This window comes from Weizmannia sp. CD-2023 (assembly GCF_036225245.1).
GTDB lineage: Bacteria > Bacillota > Bacilli > Bacillales > Bacillaceae_C > Weizmannia > Weizmannia faecalis.
Genome location: NZ_JARTJQ010000124.1, coordinates 1 through 16,922 on the forward strand (window position 1 = coordinate 1; position 16,922 = coordinate 16,922).

Consider the following 16,922-nt stretch of genomic DNA (forward strand, 5'->3'; position numbering starts at 1 on the left):
GGGTTCAAAAAGACAAAAGGGAACTGGAATCCGGGCGAATTGTCTTTTTGGGGGCTTCAAAAAGACAAAAGAGAGCTGGAATCCGGTCGAACTGTCTTTTTGGAGGGTTCAAAAAGACAAAAGGGAACTGGAATCCGGGCAAATTGTCTTTTTGGGGGGCTTCAAAAAGACAAAAGAGAGCCGGATCAGTGTCGAATTGTCCTTTTGAAGATTTCAAAAAGATAAAAGAAAGCCAGACCTGTCCTTTTGGAGGTCTCAAAAAGACAAAATAGACCCGGACCGGGAGCAAATTGTCCTTTTAAAGGCTCCAATAAGGAAATAAGAGCCTGTAAGCTGCGCGTCTACTGCTGAAACGTTTATAATGGAATAGAGGTGCATGTCGGGCCTGCTGGTCACTTTTTTCATCCCTATTGTTGCGAAAAAAAGGTTTTTTCATGCCGGGCAGCGAAAAGAACGGATAAAGCACTTGAAAGGGGAAAGGAAAATGGAAGAACAGGTGGAGGCTTATTTGAATTACTTAAAGCTTGAACGTGAAGAGCCGGGGCTGAATTTTTTGCAGCGGCTTATCCAGCACCATCTTTCCTATGTTCCCTATGAAACGTTCAGCAAGTTTCATTACTTCCGTGAGGGGATTTACATACCTCCGTTTGAGACTTTTGTGGACCATTTATGGGAAAAAGGATGGGGCGGCACCTGTTTTACATTGAACATCAATTTTGCGCGGCTGTTGCGCAGCCTCGGTTTTCAATGCTCGTTTGTGCGTGTGGTGCCCGGCCATGTTGCGCTGATGGTTTTATTGAATGAAAAAAAATTGTATGTAGATGTCGGCTACGGCTCCCCGATCATGAAGCCGGTTGAACTTGAGGCAAAACGGCGCCACGTGCTCCATGGTTTTGGTGAAGATATCATTTTTACGCAGCTTGAGCCCGGCCGTTACGAAATCGACCGCCGTTCAAATGGGAAATCTTTTGTGAAAAAAACAATTGAATGGCTGCCGCTTACGGAAGACGATTTGAAAGAAGACATTTGTGCATCTTACCTTGACGACAACGCCAATCAGACGATGCGCAGAGTGACCGCCGTTCGCTTCAACGGGCGGGAATGCTACTATTTGCGCGACCGCTCATTAAAAATTATGAACTACCGCAATATCCGCGAGCTGCACATGCGGGATTTCGCCCGCTGGAAAGATACCATCGGGGAAGTATACAAGATCGGCGAAGATGCTCTGCTGGAAACGATACAATTTCTGGATGCGCGCGGCATTCGGTTGTTTAGCCGGTGACGATGCGTAGGTATGGAGAATTTGAGTATCGATAAGCGGTCCGCTGTACCAGTGTACGCGAAAATGATTTCTGCCTGCACGTCCCCCTTTCCTTGAACCACTTTGGTACAAGGCAGCCACCACGCACACGGCAGCCGAAAAGGGTCTTTTTGCGGCCAAGGCGCACGCCGAACCTTGCTGTTAGTGGATTTTTTTTCAAAAAAGTTGTATGATAATTCGGTGGATGTATGAAGGATTTGCCCCATGCAGAAAGAACGGACAACATATCGAGCAGTTTCCCTATCCGGGTCTGTTTTGGGGAAACTGTCCTTTGCCTGCGCGAAACGGGATTACATAAATACGCATGTACATCAACATAAATAAGGATGATGCGAATGAAACGAGCAAGAATCATATATAATCCGACTTCCGGCCGTGAAGCGTTTAAGCGCCATCTCCCGGATGTGCTGCAAAAATTGGAGGTGGCCGGATATGAAACGTCCTGCCATGCCACAACCGGCGGCGGGGATGCCATTAAAGCAGCAAGGAAAGCGGTTGAACGCAAGTATGATATTGTCGTGGCAGCCGGTGGGGACGGCACGATCAATGAAGTCGTCAACGGCATTGCCGAACAGGATTACCGGCCGAAACTCGGCGTCATCCCAATGGGTACGACCAATGATTTTGCGCGTGCCCTGCAAATCCCGCGTGATGTGCAGGCGGCAACGGAAATTATCGTAAAAGGCGATACCCTTCCAGTCGATATTGGGAAAATGAATGAGAAATATTTTATCAATATCGGTGGCGGCGGGCGGCTCACGGAACTGACATATGATGTGCCAAGCCGGCTGAAGACGATGCTCGGCCAGCTTGCCTATTATTTAAAAGGGATTGAAATGCTGCCTTCAATTCGCGCGACCCAGATGACGATTGAATATGACGGGAAGCTGTTTGAAGGCGAAGCGATGATGTTTTTAATCGGCCTGACGAATTCCATTGGCGGTTTTGAAAAACTTGCTCCGGACTCTTCAATCAATGACGGGCTGTTTACATTAATGATTTTGAAAAAAACGAACCTGGCCGAGTTCATCCGGGTTGTTACCCTTGCGCTGCGCGGTGAACATCTGAATGATCCGAACGTCATTTACACCTCTGCCAGCCGCGTAAAAGTTCATTCGCCGGATAAAATTTTATTAAATCTGGACGGCGAACTCGGCGGAGAAGCCCCTGCCGTTTTTGAAAACCTGTACCGCCATCTCGAAGTCTTTGCGCCGCTTGATAAAATCCGCCCACAAGACAGGGTTGACTGACAAAAGAGCGGGAAGCGGGTATGCAGACTGCTGGCTTTTTAAAACACTGCCATCCAGGGTTTTGGCAACAACCGCCTTGGTAAAAAACCGGGCAGCAGTTCCGGCTTTTGAAAATCTGTACCGCCACCTCTGGTTAGCAACAACCGCTCGCAAGACAGGGCTGACTGACAAAAGAGCGGGAAGCGGGTATGCAGACTGCTGGCTTTTGAAAATACTGCCATCGCGGGCTTTTAGCAATAACCGCTTAGTGAAAAGACCGGAAAGCAGTCCCAGATTTTGGAAATCTGAGCCATCTCTGATTGGAAATAATGCCTGTAGGACAAGATTAAACGCCGGAAGCATACACGCAGACTGCCGGCGTTTTTTAAATCTGTAGTCCAACCCGGCATTTTGTGCAACCCCTGCTCCATTGAAAAAGCCGGAAGCAGTATAAAAAGCTTCCGACGTTTTTTACAATCAACTTTCCTTTTTCATTGCGGAAAGGCTGTCATTAAATTCTTCTTCAATGCCTGCATGGTGTTTGTAGGTTGCGATGCTGATCACCATGCTGACAATCAGGTTAAAGGCAAAACCCGGTACCATGGAGTACAATTTGGCATCCATTCCTGACACGGTCCAGATAATCACTGTCACGGCACCCACAATCATACCGAAAAGGGCGCCCCAGTGGTTCATCTTGCGCCAGAACAGGCTCAAAAAGATCACCGGCCCGAATGATGCGCCAAACCCGGCCCATGCATAGCTGACAAGCTGCAAAATGGTGGAATCGCGGTTTAAAGCGAGCAATGCAGCGACAACAGAAACAACAAGCACCGCGAGCCTCCCGAAAAATACCGACTCTTTATCCGAAGCATTGCGACGGAAGAAGAGCTTATACAGGTCCTCCGTCAGCGCACTTGAAGTAACAAGCAGTTGGGATGAGACGGTGCTCATAATCGCTGCAAGCACTGCTGCCAGCACAAATCCGGCAATGAGCGGGTGAAACAAAATCTGCCCGAGCTGGATAAAAACCGTTTCCGGATTTTCCAGTTTATGGCCGGCCTGATGGAAATAAGCAATCCCAATCAACGCAGTAAGGGATGTGCCGATCAGCGACAAAATCATCCAGCCGATCCCAATTCTGCGCGCGCTTTTCGTTTCTTTTACCGATTTAATCGCCATAAAGCGGACAATAATATGCGGCTGGCCGACATAGCCGAGCCCCCACGCGAGCGCGGAAATGATCCCCAATGCCGTTGTCCCTTTGAAAAAGTCCAGCAAATCCGGATTGATCGATTTCACGGTATGGAAAGTTTCAACCGGCCCGCCCGTTTTGGTAAAAGCCACAATCGGCACAAGAACGAGCGCGATGACCATGATCAGCCCTTGGACAAAATCGGTCCATGAAACAGCGAGAAACCCGCCGAAAAGCGTGTACAACACAACAACGCCCGCAACGATGATCAGCCCTAAATAATAGGACGTATGGAATGAGTTTTCAAAAAAGACGGCCCCGGATACCATCCCGGAAGATACATAAAGCGTAAAGAAAATTAAAATGACAAGTGCAGAAACAAGCCGCAGCATTTTGGTCGGGTCTTTGAAACGGTTTTCAAGATAAGAAGGGATCGTAATGGAATCACCGGCCACCTTTGTATAGGAGCGGAGACGCGGTGCCACAAGCCGCCAGTTTAAATAGGCCCCAATCGTAAGTCCGATCGCAATCCATGCATCAGCAAGCCCGGTCAGATAAATACCGCCCGGCAGGCCCATCAACAGCCATCCACTCATATCGGCAGCGCCTGCGCTTAAAGCAGCAACTGCAGGGCCGAGCGAACGTCCGCCGAGCATATAATCATCGAGGTTGCTCGTCCGCCGGTAAGCCACCCAGCCGATCCAGAGCATCAGCACCATATAAATGGCGATCGAAATCATTTTTAATGTTTGATCACTCAAGAAGCGTTTCCCCCTTTGTTTTTGGTCCTTTCAACAACATTTTATCATCATAATATCTGTTTAATAAAGGTGTATTTTTAAAAACGGCCGAATATTCAAGAAAACAGTCCGCGGCAACTGATTGTTTTTCGTATTCAAAGCCGCTTTATGTTAAAATTTCCGTAGCCATTAAGACGAAAAGGAAGACAGGCATGAAAAAAACATTATCGGTTCAAAAGAACGAAGAAATAGAGGTTGTTTTTGAAGATTTGACGCATGACGGTTCAGGGGTGGCGAAGGTGGACGGCTACCCGCTGTTTGTCAAAAACGGCCTTCCGGGGGAGAAAGCCCGCGTGAAAGTCATTAAAGCCAACAAGAACTACGGGATCGGCCGCCTCCTCGAACTGTACGAAAGGAGTCCGTACCGCGTCGACATCCCGAAAGAAGACGCACCGAAATACGGCGGCTGCCAGCTTGCACATATCCGCTATGATGGTCAGCTCATGTACAAGGAAAATCAGGTGCGCCAGGTACTTGCCCGGATTGGAAAAATTGAAGACGCCCGCATCCATCCGATGATCGGCATGGACAACCCGTGGCATTACCGGAACAAAGCCCAGGTGCCGGTCGGCGAAAAAAATGGGAAACTCGTAGCCGGCTTTTTTAAACCGAGAACCCATGAAATACTAGATGCCGATGAGAGCGTGATCCAGCTTCCGGCGGTAAACGAAGCCGTCCAAGTGGTAAAAGAAATTTGCCGGGAACTTGGCATCCCGGCTTACGATGAGGAACATCACAGCGGCGTCCTCCGCCACATCATGGTGCGTTACGGGAGGAAGACCGGCGAGCTGATGGTCGTCCTGATCACGAGAACAGTGGAACTGCCGCATCGGAAAAAACTCGTGGATTTAGTGGTCTCGCGCCTGCCGCAAGTTAAGTCGATCGTGCACAATATCAACCCGAAGCGCACAAACGTGATTTTAGGGGAGAAAACCAAAGTACTGTGGGGAAATGAGGTCATTTACGACAAAATCGGGGATATAAAATTCGCCATCTCCGCGCCTTCTTTTTACCAGGTCAATCCCGTTCAGACGAAAGTGCTGTATGAAAAAGCGCTCGAGTACGCGGAACTTACCGGCAGCGAAACGGTCATTGATGCATACTGTGGCATCGGGACAATTTCGCTTTTCCTTGCACAGAAGGCCCGCAAAGTATTCGGCGTAGAAATTGTGCCGGAAGCGATTGAAGATGCAAAGCGAAATGCGGCGCTCAACGGTATCACGAATGTGGAGTTTGAAGCGGGCACAGCGGAAACGGTCATCCCAAAATGGTACGAGGCAGGCAACAAGGCAGATGTCTTAGTGGTTGACCCGCCGCGCAAAGGCTGTGACGAAGCCCTGCTCAAAACCATCCTGGAGATGAAACCGCAAAAAGTCGTCTACGTCTCCTGCAACCCGGCAACATTGGCAAGAGACTTGCGGTTCCTGGAAACGGGAGGATACCGTACAGTGGAAGTACAGCCTGTTGACATGTTTCCGCATACGACACATGTGGAAGTCGTCACAAAATTGCTGTTTGGGATGTAGAATAATATAAAACATTTCCCATTCAGACCCGGATTTCATTTTCGATTTCTGGGTCTTTTTCATATTAAATTACGATGTCTCTTTCGATTACTTTTCCTACAATATCTTATCGAATTATTTTTTGTGCAAAAGGAATGTCTTGAGCCTTTGTAACTTCAGGGCTAGGAAACAGAATAACAAGGTTTAGTGCATTTTATATAGTGTCCAAAGACTATTAAACAAACGAGCATTTAATTTAACTTCTATATTCAAGATTATTTTTCTATTCTAGTACAAACAGCCATGTCAACCCATTGGTGGATTCGGTATAATGTGAGAGAATAGAATCATAAAAAATTCCTTTAAAATAAAGGAGGACGGGTATGAAGCAGCTATATATGAAGCAGAAGGTTTTTAGTTTAAGCGGCAAATTTACGGTCAAGGATCAACAGGAACGAGATGTTTATTATGTTGAGGGCAGCTTTTTGCAAATCCCTAAGACGTTCTCGATTATGAATACAAAACGAGAGGAAGTCGCGCTTATTACGAAAAAGGCGTTTAGCTTTCTTCCAAAGTTTATTGTCGAGGTAAATGGACGAGAAGTGTTAACAATAAAGAAAGAGCTATCCTTCTTTAAGGCACGCTATACGATTGATGCGGCAGGAATTGAAGTGCGTGGGAATTGGCTGGATATGGATTTTGAAGTGTTGCGGCACGGTGAGAAGTGGTCGGTAAAGTTAGTAAGGAATGGTTTACTTGGGGCGATAGTTACAAAATTCAAATCTTAAAAGAAGAAATGGAAACGATTCTCATAGCTATCGTTGTCGCCATCGATTGTGTAAAGGCTGATCAGGCAGCTGCAAACTCGCCAGCAACATATTAAAGGGAAAAGTGACACTTTAATCACTCTGGGTATCACACCCTTTTTTTAAACTTATGGTTTGCACATACACATTTCCATAGATTTGACAGATGTGAAGAGTGTGATACCGAAGAAAAGGATTAAAAGCTGGATGAAAGCGGATTAATTATGTAATTCAAATAAAAATGTGAACTTATAAAAGATATATTGAAAAATGAAAGGAGTGTAAATATAATGAAAGAACCAGATAGGAAAAACTATATCCAATGAAAACATAAAAACAGTTTGTTATAAGTAATTTACCTTCGAAGTTTATCACTTAAAATTTTTATTTAAACAGAGGGTTACATGGTAAATAAAATAGATACCATTGAGTAACATTTGTTGATTGAAACAAGCAAATGCCGGGAATCCGGGAGTTTTTTAAACGAATGGGAGGGATGTTAAATGCGTGTCACTGAGCTGAGAGAGCTCCTTGAAAAATACAGTAAGGACGACTTAAGCAAAATGATGATTGAATTGTATAAGGCGATACCGAAAAAAGTGCGTGATGAAAAAGAAATTGATGGGATGTTGCAAGATTTTCAGCAGTACAAAGAAGCTGAAAAGATAAAAAAAGAGAAAGAAAAACATGTTGACCTTAATGATTTGGAACGTGAAATTACGCAATTCATTCAAAATGCTTATAAACAAAATTACATTGCCCCAAATCGGTATGTTAGCAAAAAGGAACGTCCCAAGTGGCGATTCAAGGTCAAATCATACATAAAACAATTGCAACAGGTACCCGTTGAAGGAAACGAAGGGAAGCGTGCTACAGATTTACTCGATGCACTGTATGAAATGTTATGTTATGGGTGTGGCTATTACATCTTTAACACAGACAATCCCTTTAGATCTATTGGTATGGAGCAAGTGGAATTATTCGATATTCTCCTAAAAAGAAAATTCAGTATGGGGATTAACAAAGAAACTATAAGTTCTGCCCTGAAACAAATTATTAATTATCATCTCGACATGGATACACTGCGGTCATCTTTATTCAACGTGTTCATTGCGAATTTGAGAACTGTGGATGCTAAAGAAATAGCAATCGAACAATGCCATCATTTTCTAATGGGATTGAAGCAGCGAACGATAACGCCTGAAGAGACATGGGTTTGGAAGGATGACGAATATAGCCGGGAGCGAAATATAAATGAATTGGTTGAAACAGTTTTCAAACTAAAGATGGAACTGTGTGAATATGAGTCAGCTATCCGTTATTTTAAAAGCAATATTCAGGAGGAATCTAAAGAAGACGCATTGTTTATCTTGCTCAATAAGCTTAAAGCATACGATCAGAAAAATTATTGGCTAAGAGAATACGAGGCCGCGGTAAAAAATGGCATAAGGCCGAGGAAAGAACTGCAATTTACCTATCAATTTTTGAAAGAAAACGATGAATTTAACAATGATGAAGACATGTAGTAACGTTCTTCAACAAGGACCAAGGATTGGCACACCAATCCTTGGTTTTCGTATATTCACCTGTAAGAAGGTTGGTAATTGGTAGGGTGGTGGTAGATTCCTGTATCCGTAACCAGAAGTTAAAAAGGATACTGTAAAGATTTGGTATCTCCTTATTCAGTTTCACAGGTTAAATATAAAAATATAGAACTGATCCCGTGAAAATATCATTTAATTTTTTATCAAATAAATATTTCTATTGTATCTTTTTCTTTAACAGCAGTATGATTTTTAATTGTATTTTTATTCAATAGTATTTTCCCCTCTTTAATTAACGAACAAATTTGATTCCTACTTATATCAATGAGTTGATTTCCAAGCAACTTATCGATACGAACAGGTTCATCTAAATAATTTATATTAATACAAATCTTATTAAATCCGTTTTTTAAGTGTGTAACCAAATTAATTTTTTCGTTATCATTCTGGGGTGCTTCATTCGGAAAATCCCTATTTTTAATTTCCAACTTAGGGTCATACGATTTAAAGATTTTCTCTTTTCTATTCCAAGTGTGGTTTTTTTCGCATTTAAAAATAGTAAATTTATAAATATTTTTTCCGTTTGAATTATGTCTTCTCATTAAAGTGTCATAAAAATTTACTACCTTTCCGCAATTTGGGCAATACTTGACTACAGTTTCAACTTTTTCCCCATTATGAACGGACCAATTGTAGGTAATAATATTCATAGTTACACACCTCAATGGAAATTTTCATTTTATTAAAGTGCTTCTTTTGTTTATATTTATCTCTCAAAATGAAATAAATGAAGAATAATACTTCTACTATTACGTAGGATAAATCCGTTTTCATAAAGAATCAAAAGACATTCACAAGATACCCCTGGTCACTATTGTTGATACAATAGCCTTCTCATATTGATGCAGCATATTGCTCTTCAAACTCCTCGTAGTAAAGAACCTCAATTATACCTGACCAATCCAATATACAACCTACAAAATCGTTTATATCCAATCCCTTCATTTCATAGGTATCATCATCATTAACAGTTCCTGTTGCATCTTCGATAAAAGTGACTTTATATCCCCTTTCAAATGCAGTTATAGCAGTAAATAAACAGCAATACTCTGTATTAAATCCTGTAATATATAGATGATCAATATTTTTTTCCTTTAAAATAGAATCTAACTTTGTACCAAAAAATGCACTTGGAGTGTTTTTGGTTATAGTAAGATCCGCATATTGAGCAAATTCCTTATCAATATCACTCTTTTCAGTATTTTCAGCTAGTGGACTATTTGGATCCTTATCTATATGTTTTGTTAATACCACCAAATCTTTTGCATCTTTAAACCTTTTTATAATGTTCTTGATTTTATTCCTTTCTTCACTAAAGTCCTTCATTTCTAATATTCCATTTTGCATATCTAAAACAAGTAGTGCTTTCATAAAAGAATCTCCTTTTAAATTAGTTTTTTAATATTATCCATAACATTCAATCTATGTATTTCCTCTACTGTTCTTTTTCCATCATAAATGGATAATACAGAATCAATCGCTCTATCAGGATCTTCAATTTCAATTGCGCCATTAGGAATAGTTCCTATAGACAATTTCTTACCGAAGGGTACCATCATGAGATGCTTACGTACTAATGGATACTTCACAATACCTTCCCCCAGTCTTTGTGTTTCATCTTATATACAGAATTGTACACTAAATATAAATATTTGTAAATCCCTATTAGACTTAAATTTAGCAATATTCCATCAGGAAATAAAACCCCATTCTCATATTACTCCCTATTTTTAATGGGTCCTCCAAAATACTTCGAATCCCTCAAAAGGCCAAAAAGTTTAGGGAGAAAAGTAAATAAAAATCTAATTTTTCCTAATACTTTTACTCCAAAGGGTGTTTCTAAGATGTTAAACAGGCTTGGATTCAGCTACTCTATGGCAACGTATACTTTGATAAAGCTGATCTGGACAAAAAAAGAGTTCAAAGAAGCCACTTTTCCGGAGTTGAAAAAGGAACTGGAGAATGGTCTCATTGATCACTTGTTATTAACTGCCGTTGATACTTTCCGACTAAACAACACCAGCCCGAACCGCTTTTTTCCGTGGAGTGCCTGGCGTTGCTATCCTTGAATCAAGAGATTTTAAGATAAGTTATATCCACTCCGGCCATATCTCTTGCTTTTTTCTGAATTTGTAATATATTTTTCAAATGGTATGATTGTGCTATCAATATAGAGTTCCAGCCGGGAGTGAGCAAAATGAAAATATCAGCGCAAGATAAGGTATTTAAATTACTAAGCGAATTAAATACCGCCAAAGATGGAATTACTGCATCAGAAATTGCAGAAAAGCTTTCCCTTTCAAGGCAAGTAGTAAGTCATTATCTTTCCAGGTTACTTGAAGAAGGAAAAGTGGCAAAAACAGCCACAAAACCTGTCTATTGGTCTGTTATAAGCAAGATGAAAACGGAAGACGTCTTCGAATCTTTTATTGGATATCATGGCAGCCAGAGTGAAATCATACAACGTTGCCAGGCGGCGGTTAAATACCCTCCTAACGGTTTAAATATATTGATCACCGGACAAAGAGGTGTCGGCAAAAGTTTTCTCGCGTCGTTAATCTATCAGTATGCCATAAATCAAGAGGTTATTAAAAAAACGCCCCTTACATTGTTTTAAACTGTGCAGACTACGCAGACAATGCAGAATTATTATCTTCTGTTCTGTTTGGTTATAAAAAGGGTGCTTTTACGGGGGCAACCCGGAAAAAGACGGGCTTATCCAAGAGGCGGACGGTGGCTTTTTATTTTTAGACGAGATCCATAGATTATCTAAAGAAAACCAGGAAAAGCTTTTTTTGTTCATGGATACCGGCAAATACAGACCGCTCGGGGAAAATAAGACATGGAATGAATCGAAAGTCCGATTTATTTTCGCAACCACAGAAAATGAGGAAAATATATTTTTAGAAACATTTCTGAGAAGGATTCAAGTACATGTTACTATTTCTAATTTCAATAACCGGCCATTGGCTGAAAAAATACAGTTAATAAAATATATGTTTTATCAAGAAGCAAACATCCTTCAAAAAAATATATTGGTTAAAGGAGAGTCCGTACAATTATTATTAAACAGCCATTTTAATGGCAACATCGGAAAGTTAAAAAATATGATTAAGCTGAGTTGTGCTGATGCTTATAATCATCATCCCGACCATGATACTTTACTGATAAGCCCCGGTACCATTTCTGATATGCCTGTTCGGAAAGCGGAAACAAGCAAGTATCCGCACAATTATCTCTTGATTGAATATGCATTCCCTTTTGATTTTGACCAGGAGCATGCAGATGGCTTCATGCTGGAATTGAAAAAAATCATGTCAGATTTGCACGATGCTAAAGGCACGGGTTCAAAGGCGTCATTGGAACAATTAAAAAACAGATTACAGACGCTTCATTTAAAAAGCTTGGGTAACTTTTCTTACTTTGAAAATGTATCCAATCAAAGCATAATGTATGTAAAGAACATGTTTATTCAAAAATGGGAAGATATCATTATGAACCGGTACGGGATTGTAAACAGTGTATCAATAGACAAAATCAGCTTTGATTTTTATTATTACATTCATGAGAAAAAGATACCCTTTTTAGGCTGTTTAAAGGATTTAAATATAGAAATTCAAACGGTTTATCCAAGAACGAGTTATATTGCCGATAAATTTGTCAGTTCCCTGCACTTAACAAGCGAAAAAAGTGCGTTCCTAAAAATAGTGATCTCCCTCCTGCTATCTGATTATGTGAAAGAAGATATTGAACTGAAGGGTTTGCTCATCGCTCATGGAGAAAGCACGGCCAGCAGTATCCAGTCTGTGGTCAACCGATTATGTGAAACATATGTTTTTGAAGCCATTGATATGCCGATCAATACAGCACTGGAAAATATTATTACAGAAGCACGTATGTTTATTCATCATCAGGCGAATCCGGACGGGCTTACTTTATTAGTTGATATGGGTTCGCTCAGCAAACTGTATTCATCCATTAAGAACGCTCTGCAGGGTGATTTATTAATAGTCGACAACTTAACCACCTCGATTGCACTGGACATAGGGCTTAAAATAAAAAACAGGGTGCCTTTTAAAACCATAGCAGAGAACAGTCTGTCGAAAAATATAAAATTGAAACCCAGTATTTTGAAGGCTTCTCAAAAACAAAAAACATCATTATTTCTTGTATGTCCGGCATGGGCATATCGGAAAAAATTAAAGATATCATGAGCAAGTATTTATCTACAGAAAAGATAGAAGTATTAACGATGGAATACAGGGAATTGAAAAATACAATTGACAGGAATTCAAAAAATTATTTTGACAAAACAAAGCTTGTCATTACCACAACGGACTTACCAAGCTCTTTTTCCATTCCCCATGTCAATATATACAATATGCTGGATGCAGAGGGTATTTCCAATTTATGGAGTTTAATTTATAACGATATCAGTAGAAATTCCTTTGATAAAATGATTCAGGAATTGCTAAAACTATTTTCAATACAAGGCGTGGTAGACCGGCTGAAATTTTTAAATCCCGTTGTTGTGATCAATGAAGTGGAAAATGTTTTGACAAAATATGAAAATTATTATCGTATTACGTTTACTGGAAAAGTAAAGTTAAATTTGTATATGCACATCGCTCTTATGATAGAACGTCTTTTTATTTCTCGAGAAGAAAAAGAGGATATTAAAGAGAAATTGTCAGAACCCGAAGCGGAATTCTACGTTACTTCAAAAAATATTTTTAAGCCAATGGAAAATAATTACAACATTATGGTCAGCCAATACGAAATCTCGTTGTTATACCAATTAATTGGCCCGTTTATTCAAAAATGAGAGGGCTTTCGTGAATCCCGTAATCTGTCTATCCAGTGTTCCTGTTGTGTCCAATTTTTTGGACACATTATTTTTTACAATTGAAATGCCTGGCATACCTGTTTTTTAAAAGACTGGCACGGAAATTGCATTAATAATATACGAAAAACCGATGAGACGAAAGGAGGAGAGAAATGAACAAAATATTAGTTGCCACTCATGGTTATTTTGCAAACGGCATCAAAAGCAGTATTAAACTTCTTACGGGTGTGGAAGAAAACATCTATTTTTTGAATGCATACGTCAATGATGAGAGCATTGACAAACAAATTGAACATTTTTTCCAATCTGCAAGTGAAGAAAATGAAATTATTATCTTTACTGATTTATACGGAGGAAGTGTAACCCAGAAGATCATTGCTTACGCCAGTTCCATAAAAAGAAAAGTGCATCTCATTTCCGGTTTTAACTTACCGGTCATCCTTGAAGTCGTGCTTTCAACAAAAAAACTGACGGATCAGCTGCTAGAGGAAATGGTTGCCGATTCTCAGAAACAAATGAAATTAATCGAACTAAGCAATCTTTCCAAACAGGAAACGGAAAAAGATAACAATGAGGATTTATTTTTTAATTAGGAGGGATTAAGATGATCGTTGCTCTGAGAGTGGATGAAAGATTAATACATGGACAAGTAGCCATGACTTGGACGAAGGCGTTAAAACTTGATGGTTTAGTAGTTGCAAATGATGAGGCAGCAAATAATGAAATTCAAAAAATGAGTTTGAAAATGGCTGTGCCTCAAGAGATAAAATGCATTATTAAAACGGTGGAGTCTGCAATACAACTGCTGAACGACCCAAGGGCTCAAAAAATGAGGCTTATGGTATTGGTCACAACTGTGAAAGATGCTGTTACAATTTGCGAAAGATTTCAGGACATTGAACTCGTAAATATCGGAAACGCCGGAAAAATGACAGATGGGGAAAAGATCACATTCTCAAAAGAAGTCATGCTCACACAAGAAGAAATTGATCATTTAGAAACATTGGTAAAGCTGTATCCAAATACAGAATTTCAGCCTACTCCAGCCATGGAAAAAAAGTTAGCTGTAAATATCCTTAAAAACATAAGACGTTAGGAGGAATACCTTGTGTATGATGCAATTGTCGTCGCGTTTGCAGTATTTGCAGGAGTTGCAGGACATGAATTGCTTGGCATGTCTATGCTAAGCCGCCCAATCGTTGTCGCTCCTCTTACGGGTTTATTACTGGGGTACTTAAACACAGGACTCCTTGTAGGGGCGTCTCTGGAAACAATATTTATGGGCGTCGTCAATATTGGCATATCCAGTACAGCAGAGCCTTCACTGGCAGCAGGATTAGCCACTGTTTTTTCAATCAACATGGGCGGGAATATGGGCGCGATTATCCCGTTGGTTTTTCCATTAGCCATTTTAGGACTGCAATTGATGAACTTGATCTTTTCTTTTGTTATCGGGCCATTTGCACCGAAATTCAGAAAGCTCGCGCTTGAAGGAAAAGAAAAATCAATCGTCGGCCTTCACTATGGATTATGGTTCTTACACTATGGTTTATATGCGCTCATCCCATTTTTCGCGGTATTGTTTGGATCGGATGTTGTCAGAGATGTATTAAACAGTATTCCGAAAGTGATTATGAATGGTTTAACAGTTGCCGGGAACATGTTGCCTGCCGTAGGGATGGCAATGCTGTTAATGATGCTATGGGATAATAAAATTGCTGCTTACTTCTTTTTAGGCGTTGTATTGGTTGCATATTTAAAACTTCCTTTAATTGCTGTCGCTACAATCGCGTTTATCATTGCTGTCGTTGTTTCTCCAAGAGATCTTCAATTGAAAAAGATGGCAACGGCAAGTGCCCCGGATGTAAATGCCGCCATCTCGGATGAAGAGGAGGACTTTTTCAAATGAAACTAACACAGAACCTTAGTAAAGACGAAAAGAAAATGATTAGAAAAATGTTTTGGCGTTCCGCTACCATGTATATTTCGGTCAATCCGATTACGATGGGAGGAGGCGGTTTTTGCTACTCTATGATACCGTTTATTCACCATTTCTATAAAAATAAAGAAGACCGGAAATTAGCGCTTGAAAGGCATACAGCTTATTTTAGTACAACTATCCCCTTTGCTTCTTTTGTGATGGGAATTGCCGGTTCAATGGAAAAGGAAAACAGTGAGAAACCTAACTTTGATCCGAAAAGTATTAATGCCATTAAATTAAGTTTGATGGGGCCGTTAGCCGGCATTGGTGATTCCCTTTTTTGGGGTGTATGGCGTGTTGTATGTGCCGGACTGGCAATCGGGCTTGCAAATGCGGGGAATTTCCTGGCACCGCTTATCTTTTTATTGGCGTTTAATATACCCAACTATTTAATCCGGTATTACGGCGCATTTTTAGGATATTCACTTGGGTCCAAGTATATTGAAAAAATGTATTCAGAAGGCATTATCGCAGTTTTAACAAAAGCTGCCAGTATTTTAGGGCTGATCATGGTTGGTGCGATGGCTGTCCAAATGGTTAAATTTAAAACAGTCTTAGCTTTTCATATGCATGGAAAAGAAATCATGAACGTCCAAAATGTATTGGATAGTATTTTTGTAGGAATCATTCCTTTGCTGATCACTTTTCTTTGCTTCTATTTATTGAAGAAAAAAGTAAATGTTATCGCAATTATCTTCGGGATCATGGTTTTAGGCGTACTGTTGTCTGTCTTGGGCATTGTCTAAAAAAAATTCGGGAGAAAATAATATGGCAAAAAACATAACTCAATTTATCGATGAATCGGTCAATCCCTATTTCAATTTAACAATTGAGAACGGAAAATATTTTAGTACAAATAAAGAAAGTTATTATCTCAAGCAACTGCCGGATCAATCTTTTTCTTTTGATGTTACAAATAATAAAGTGACATCCAGTATAGATGAGTTTGGAACCATTAAAAGCATATCGTTTTATCATGGTAATTATTTAACGGAAGACAAACCCGGGGTATGGGTATCAAAGGATTTTGTTCAGGAAAATGACTTATCATTTAAAATACGTTATGATGATAAACTTTATGACTTTAAAAATTCCAAAAACAGGGTTGAGGCAGACCTGGTGTTTAATTTGTTTCCAAGAATTAAACACGACTTAAAAGATTTAAAATGCACCATCATTGTGTATGCACCCGTCGGAAGAACGGGTGCAAGACTAAGCTGCCTTGTCTATGGGATCTATATTGAAAATTTGAAGCCAACAAATCTTACAGGCGAACTCATATTGCCAAAGTTGTATGAAAAGAAATACTCGGATCGGCGCAATATTTTAATGCATTGCCCGCAAAGCGCGGATAAAAAAACAGTCCATTTTTCTATAAGTCCGGGTAAAGCAAAGTTCATACCATTCATCTTATGTGATCCGAATGCTTACAGCTCTGAGGAGTAAAAATTTTTCGTGATAATTTAACTATTCCCCCCCCAAAAATGCGGCTAAATATGTAATAATTTAAATAATTAGAGCTTGCTGGACGAATATTTTGGCATGGCTTAGTGACAAGTCGAATACAAGCTAAAATTTGATTCGTTCAGCAAGCCCTAATTAAAATTGTATTTGATGAGCTGGTTTTTATTT

16 protein-coding genes and 3 pseudogenes are annotated in these 16,922 nt (G+C 40.2%); 15 read left to right on the plus strand and 4 right to left on the minus strand.

Translation table 11 applies throughout. The annotated features are described in order from the left end of the window. The 3 genes and pseudogenes from P9687_RS16150 to P9687_RS16160 form a co-directional block, all read left to right on the plus strand. Window positions 1-272: pseudogene (locus P9687_RS16150) on the plus strand (hypothetical protein); the annotation flags it as partial. 212 nt (window positions 273-484) lie between these two features. Continuing rightward, the gene (locus P9687_RS16155) at window positions 485-1,285 is read left to right on the plus strand and encodes an arylamine N-acetyltransferase (RefSeq protein WP_061565196.1); all 801 of its coding nucleotides are present in this window, start codon (window positions 485-487) and stop codon (window positions 1,283-1,285) included. 374 nt (window positions 1,286-1,659) lie between these two features. Further along, the gene (locus P9687_RS16160; RefSeq protein WP_014096926.1) at window positions 1,660-2,574 is read left to right on the plus strand and encodes a diacylglycerol kinase; all 915 of its coding nucleotides are present in this window, start codon (window positions 1,660-1,662) and stop codon (window positions 2,572-2,574) included. A 456-nt stretch (window positions 2,575-3,030) separates the two neighbouring features. On the opposite strand, the gene putP is transcribed toward P9687_RS16160, so the two are convergent. Beyond that, a complete protein-coding gene (putP, locus tag P9687_RS16165; protein ID WP_081111656.1) occupies window positions 3,031-4,509 on the minus strand; it encodes a sodium/proline symporter PutP in 1,479 nt (492 codons plus the stop codon). A gap of 191 nt (window positions 4,510-4,700) precedes the next feature. Between putP and rlmD the strand changes: the two genes are divergently transcribed. From rlmD to P9687_RS16180, 3 genes and pseudogenes are all read left to right on the plus strand, one after another. Further along, on the plus strand, window positions 4,701-6,074 hold the full coding sequence (gene rlmD / locus P9687_RS16170) for a 23S rRNA (uracil(1939)-C(5))-methyltransferase RlmD (protein WP_061565280.1): 1,374 nt from the start codon (window positions 4,701-4,703) through the stop codon (window positions 6,072-6,074). Window positions 6,075-6,436: 362 nt separating this feature from the next. Then, window positions 6,437-6,936, plus strand: a pseudogene (locus P9687_RS16175) (LURP-one-related/scramblase family protein). A 426-nt stretch (window positions 6,937-7,362) separates the two neighbouring features. Further along, window positions 7,363-8,385 (plus strand): hypothetical protein, encoded by a 1,023-nt coding sequence (locus P9687_RS16180; RefSeq protein WP_061564844.1) that lies wholly within the window; start codon window positions 7,363-7,365, stop codon window positions 8,383-8,385. A 221-nt stretch (window positions 8,386-8,606) separates the two neighbouring features. On the opposite strand, the gene P9687_RS16185 is transcribed toward P9687_RS16180, so the two are convergent. From P9687_RS16185 to P9687_RS16195, 3 genes are all read right to left on the minus strand, one after another. Continuing rightward, window positions 8,607-9,113 carry a S4 domain-containing protein gene (locus tag P9687_RS16185; protein ID WP_013860569.1) on the minus strand — a complete coding sequence of 169 codons (507 nt, stop codon included), beginning with the start codon at window positions 9,111-9,113 and terminating at the stop codon, window positions 8,607-8,609. A gap of 184 nt (window positions 9,114-9,297) precedes the next feature. Next, complete coding sequence (locus P9687_RS16190) at window positions 9,298-9,834, minus strand: isochorismatase family cysteine hydrolase (protein ID WP_017550765.1); 537 nt, start codon at window positions 9,832-9,834, stop codon at window positions 9,298-9,300. A gap of 14 nt (window positions 9,835-9,848) precedes the next feature. Beyond that, entirely contained in the window at window positions 9,849-10,052 is a 204-nt protein-coding gene (locus P9687_RS16195; RefSeq protein ID WP_014096932.1) for a hypothetical protein, read from the minus strand. A gap of 255 nt (window positions 10,053-10,307) precedes the next feature. On the opposite strand from P9687_RS16195, the gene P9687_RS16200 reads away from it, so the two are divergent. The 9 genes and pseudogenes from P9687_RS16200 to P9687_RS16240 all read left to right on the plus strand — a co-directional run bounded on the left by P9687_RS16200 (window position 10,308) and on the right by P9687_RS16240 (window position 16,736). After that, window positions 10,308-10,532: a hypothetical protein gene (locus P9687_RS16200; protein ID WP_013860568.1), complete on the plus strand. Its 225-nt coding sequence runs from the start codon at window positions 10,308-10,310 to the stop codon at window positions 10,530-10,532. Between the two features lie 128 nt (window positions 10,533-10,660). Further along, window positions 10,661-11,080, plus strand: a complete 420-nt coding sequence (locus P9687_RS16205; protein WP_051039153.1) for an HTH domain-containing protein — start codon at window positions 10,661-10,663, stop codon at window positions 11,078-11,080. Between the two features lie 44 nt (window positions 11,081-11,124). Next, a pseudogene (locus P9687_RS16210) lies at window positions 11,125-12,677 on the plus strand (sigma 54-interacting transcriptional regulator). 38 nt (window positions 12,678-12,715) lie between these two features. After that, window positions 12,716-13,288 carry a PRD domain-containing protein gene (locus P9687_RS16215; RefSeq protein ID WP_179234739.1) on the plus strand — a complete coding sequence of 191 codons (573 nt, stop codon included), beginning with the start codon at window positions 12,716-12,718 and terminating at the stop codon, window positions 13,286-13,288. Between the two features lie 173 nt (window positions 13,289-13,461). Continuing rightward, window positions 13,462-13,902 (plus strand): PTS sugar transporter subunit IIA, encoded by a 441-nt coding sequence (locus P9687_RS16220; RefSeq protein WP_014096937.1) that lies wholly within the window; start codon window positions 13,462-13,464, stop codon window positions 13,900-13,902. Window positions 13,903-13,913: 11 nt separating this feature from the next. After that, window positions 13,914-14,405, plus strand: coding sequence for a PTS sugar transporter subunit IIB (locus P9687_RS16225; RefSeq protein ID WP_014096938.1), 492 nt, complete (start codon window positions 13,914-13,916; stop codon window positions 14,403-14,405). A gap of 12 nt (window positions 14,406-14,417) precedes the next feature. Continuing rightward, on the plus strand, window positions 14,418-15,218 hold the full coding sequence (locus P9687_RS16230) for a PTS mannose/fructose/sorbose/N-acetylgalactosamine transporter subunit IIC (RefSeq protein WP_014096939.1): 801 nt from the start codon (window positions 14,418-14,420) through the stop codon (window positions 15,216-15,218). After that, on the plus strand, window positions 15,215-16,036 hold the full coding sequence (locus P9687_RS16235) for a PTS system mannose/fructose/sorbose family transporter subunit IID (RefSeq protein WP_014096940.1): 822 nt from the start codon (window positions 15,215-15,217) through the stop codon (window positions 16,034-16,036). The genes P9687_RS16230 and P9687_RS16235 overlap by 4 nt, the downstream gene beginning before the upstream one ends. A 22-nt stretch (window positions 16,037-16,058) precedes the next feature. Beyond that, complete coding sequence (locus P9687_RS16240) at window positions 16,059-16,736, plus strand: hypothetical protein (RefSeq protein ID WP_014096941.1); 678 nt, start codon at window positions 16,059-16,061, stop codon at window positions 16,734-16,736. Window positions 16,737-16,922 lie beyond the last annotated feature (186 nt).

Coding starts and splice junctions, on each gene's coding strand:
- P9687_RS16240 (WP_014096941.1), top strand. CDS start 16,059: ATGGCAAAAAACATAACTCAATTTATCGATGAATCGGTCAATCCCTAT.
- P9687_RS16235 (WP_014096940.1), top strand. CDS start 15,215: ATGAAACTAACACAGAACCTTAGTAAAGACGAAAAGAAAATGATTAGA.
- rlmD (WP_061565280.1), top strand. CDS start 4,701: ATGAAAAAAACATTATCGGTTCAAAAGAACGAAGAAATAGAGGTTGTT.
- P9687_RS16205 (WP_051039153.1), top strand. CDS start 10,661: ATGAAAATATCAGCGCAAGATAAGGTATTTAAATTACTAAGCGAATTA.
- P9687_RS16215 (WP_179234739.1), top strand. CDS start 12,716: ATGGAATACAGGGAATTGAAAAATACAATTGACAGGAATTCAAAAAAT.
- P9687_RS16155 (WP_061565196.1), top strand. CDS start 485: ATGGAAGAACAGGTGGAGGCTTATTTGAATTACTTAAAGCTTGAACGT.
- P9687_RS16200 (WP_013860568.1), top strand. CDS start 10,308: ATGTTAAACAGGCTTGGATTCAGCTACTCTATGGCAACGTATACTTTG.
- P9687_RS16220 (WP_014096937.1), top strand. CDS start 13,462: ATGAACAAAATATTAGTTGCCACTCATGGTTATTTTGCAAACGGCATC.
- P9687_RS16190 (WP_017550765.1), bottom strand. CDS start 9,834: ATGAAAGCACTACTTGTTTTAGATATGCAAAATGGAATATTAGAAATG.
- P9687_RS16225 (WP_014096938.1), top strand. CDS start 13,914: ATGATCGTTGCTCTGAGAGTGGATGAAAGATTAATACATGGACAAGTA.
- P9687_RS16180 (WP_061564844.1), top strand. CDS start 7,363: ATGCGTGTCACTGAGCTGAGAGAGCTCCTTGAAAAATACAGTAAGGAC.
- P9687_RS16160 (WP_014096926.1), top strand. CDS start 1,660: ATGAAACGAGCAAGAATCATATATAATCCGACTTCCGGCCGTGAAGCG.
- P9687_RS16185 (WP_013860569.1), bottom strand. CDS start 9,113: ATGAATATTATTACCTACAATTGGTCCGTTCATAATGGGGAAAAAGTT.